A 3,210-nucleotide genomic window follows, 5' to 3' on the forward strand; every position below is an offset into this window, starting at 1 on the left:
ATCGCTAACTTTGCAACAGTGCCAACCTGGAAAACCGTCGCATCCCGCTTTGAAGGAAATGCGGAGGTTCATATTTGCCATGACGGTAAACATCCTTCCCTGACTATCAGCAGCCTGGAGAAACTGGAGGAGCCAACATCGTTGCATCGTCTCAACAGTCGGGTAAGGCTGCTACTCCCGCCAGTAGATTTGACGGAACTGTTGCTTGAAATAGATGCCAGAACGGGATTTACACGTGAGTTTACGCATGTCAGTGAATCCGGGGCCCGGGCACAGGATCTGCACATCAGCCTGTGCGCGGTCCTGATGGCAGAGGCCTGCAATATCGGGCTGGAACCGCTGATAAAGCACAATATACCGGCGCTGACGCGCCACCGGCTTAGCTGGGTAAAACAGAATTACCTCCGGGCAGAAACGCTGGTCAGCGCCAATGCCCGCCTGGTTGATTTTCAGTCCACACTGGAGCTTGCTGGCCGCTGGGGTGGTGGCGAAGTGGCTTCAGCTGATGGCATGCGCTTTGTCACGCCGGTGAAAACCGTCAATTCAGGACCTAACAGAAAATATTTTGGTTCCGGACGTGGCATCACCTGGTACAACTTCGTCTCTGATCAGTACTCTGGATTCCACGGCATCGTTGTCCCCGGCACATTACGAGATTCCATTTTTGTGCTGGAAGGCCTTCTGGAGCAGCAGACAGGGCTGAATCCGGTTGAGATCATGACAGACACAGCCGGTACCAGCGACATTATTTTTGGCCTCTTCTGGCTGCTGGGATACCAGTTTTCCCCCCGGCTTGCCGATGCCGGTGAAGCGGTATTCTGGCGAGTGGATAAATCGGCAAATTACGGTGCACTGGACGAACTGGCACGTGGTTGTGCCGATCTGTCGAAAGCCGAGGATCAGTGGGATGAGATGATGCGAACCGCCGGTTCGCTGAAACTGGGCACCATTCATGCTTCAGAACTCATTCGCTCTTTGCTGAAAAGCTCGCGCCCATCAGGGCTGGCACAGGCGATCATGGAAGTGGGGCGCGTCAACAAGACGCTGTACCTTCTTAATTATATTGATGATGAGGATTATCGTCGGCGGATCCTGACGCAGCTAAACCGGGGGGAAGGCCGCCATGCTGTGGCGAGGGCGATCTGCTACGGGCAGCGCGGTGAGATCAGAAAGCGCTATCGTGAAGGTCAGGAAGATCAGCTGGGGGCACTGGGCCTGGTCACTAACGCAGTGGTACTGTGGAACACACTTTATATGCAGGAAGCCCTGAGCTGGATACGCAGTAATGGAGAAGAAATCGGGGTTGAAGATATCGCCCGGTTGTCCCCACTGATGCACGGGCATATCAATATGCTGGGGCATTATACGTTTACGCTACCGGAGGATATTTTGAAGGGGGAACTGAGAGAACTAAATTTCAATTTAAACAATGAATTAACTTCTTAGCGTACGTTTTCGTTCCATTGGCCCTCAAACCCCGTTAAGACTTACAGCATCGGGAAACTTCTGGATGCCGCGTCAGCGGCATGGAGGCGCCAGATGAGGTTACATGTGTCTGTGGCGTCAAATGGCGCCGAAAGCCCGGCGTAGCCGGTTTCCGGGCTATAAACTCTGCCACCCTACCCCCTGCCCTGATTAGCCTTAACCATCTAACAGCAATGAAGAAGTCAAAGTAATCCCTTTTAACCCCGGTGAGCGGGCTTTACGGCGTTTACGACGTAAAGGGCGTGATTTCCGGGGCCTTAGCGGCGGCAGCTTGCTGCTGACGCTTAGGGGGATGTTCTTCAGTTATTTCAGCGACACCAGGGAACTTAACATGGTAGCTGCAAAGCCATACCCGCGAAAAACATCTCAGACGCCGCTGTACGCGGTCGGAGTGGTCCCGGCAAGGCGACAGCTGCAGCCGGGGTGTATCTCCGCGTTAGCGGGCCGTAGGGCCGCTTACGAGCGTGTACCAAACAACTGACAACAGCTCCCCCCACAGCGATGAAGAAGTGTAGTTACAACACCCATCATTAAAAGCGACATCACTCCCGGCCTTCGGCCGGGGGCGGCGGCGCTTTTCAGTGGTGGGGAGGGGCTCCCGGCTGGCAAACCGGCGCCGGTTTTATGATGAACTCCTTTTGAATGCTGTAACTAATTTGCTTCTCCGGTCGGGGCCCGTCGCGAAGCGATGGGAGCTCTCTCTGGTGACCTTCTCCCCGTTGATTAATACACCGTGATGTTAGTAATGTCTTCATAAGCCACATGAGGACATCCCCATGAAGAAGCGTTTTTCCGACGAACAGATCATATGTATTCTCCGCGAGGCCGAAGCCGGCGTTTCTGCCCGTGAGCTCTGCCGTAAGCACGCCATTTCCGACGCCACCTTTTACACATGGCGTAAGAAGTATGGCGGTATGGAGGTGCCTGAGGTTAAGCGCCTGAAGTCGCTTGAGGAAGAGAACGCCAGACTCAAGAAGCTGCTTGCTGAAGCCGGGCGTGGTGAATACTGTGGCTTTTCAGATTTGGCTTTCAGGTGGCTGCGGACAGTATTGCGTGAAATACCCAGTTCCCTGGCGATGGCCCGGATACTCATTCCCCGCTTGTGCAGGACTTTAATTTCCATACGAATCTCAAAAGTGATCATAAGCTCCCCTGTATTCAGAGGAGCAGATTAACCCCTGGATCAATTTTCAACCGCTGGGGTGGATCAGTTTTGCACCGTTGGTAACACGTGAAGGTCTTTGCGTTAACCACAAGCGGGTTTACCGCATCTATCAACTTAATGGCCTGAGTGTAAAACGCAGACGACGTCGTAAAGGGCTGGCAACAGAACGTCTGCCGCTGCTCCGCCCGATGGCGCCCAATCTGACCTGGTCAATGGATTTCGTCATGGACGCACTGGCCACAGGTCGCAGGATCAAGTGCCTGACCTGCGTGGATGATTTCACAAAGGAATGCCTGACGGTCACTGTTGCCTTCGGGATTTCAGGCGTGCAGGTCACGCGTATTCTGGACAGCATTGCGCTGTTTCGCGGCTATCCGGCTACGATAAGAACCGATCAGGGCCCGGAGTTTACCTGCCGCGCACTCGATCAGTGGGCTTTTGAGCATGGTGTGGAGCTGCGACTTATCCAGCCCGGCAAGCCAACGCAGAACGGATTTATTGAGAGTTTTAACGGACGCTTTCGTGATGAATGCCTGAGGAAGGTGCGAATAAGCAGGTCA

1 protein-coding gene and 3 pseudogenes are annotated in these 3,210 nt (G+C 54.0%); 3 read left to right on the forward strand and 1 reads right to left on the reverse strand.

What is annotated here, in order from left to right:
* A partial coding sequence (locus KHQ23_RS26000; protein WP_211776916.1) for a Tn3 family transposase occupies positions 1–1,446 on the forward strand: 1,446 nt, incomplete at its 5' end.
* A gap of 815 nt (positions 1,447–2,261) precedes the next feature.
* A pseudogene (locus KHQ23_RS26005) lies at positions 2,262–2,481 on the forward strand (transposase); the annotation flags it as partial.
* Here the strand turns inward: KHQ23_RS26005 and KHQ23_RS26010 are convergent.
* Positions 2,465–2,629: pseudogene (locus KHQ23_RS26010) on the reverse strand (helix-turn-helix domain-containing protein); the annotation flags it as partial. The pseudogenes KHQ23_RS26005 and KHQ23_RS26010 overlap by 17 nt on opposite strands.
* Before the next feature lie 77 nt (positions 2,630–2,706).
* Here KHQ23_RS26010 and KHQ23_RS26015 point away from each other — a divergent pair.
* Positions 2,707–3,210 (forward strand): annotated as a pseudogene (locus tag KHQ23_RS26015) (DDE-type integrase/transposase/recombinase); the annotation flags it as partial.

Source organism: Klebsiella sp. 64, from assembly GCF_018223915.1.
GTDB classification, from domain to species: domain Bacteria; phylum Pseudomonadota; class Gammaproteobacteria; order Enterobacterales; family Enterobacteriaceae; genus Klebsiella; species Klebsiella pneumoniae.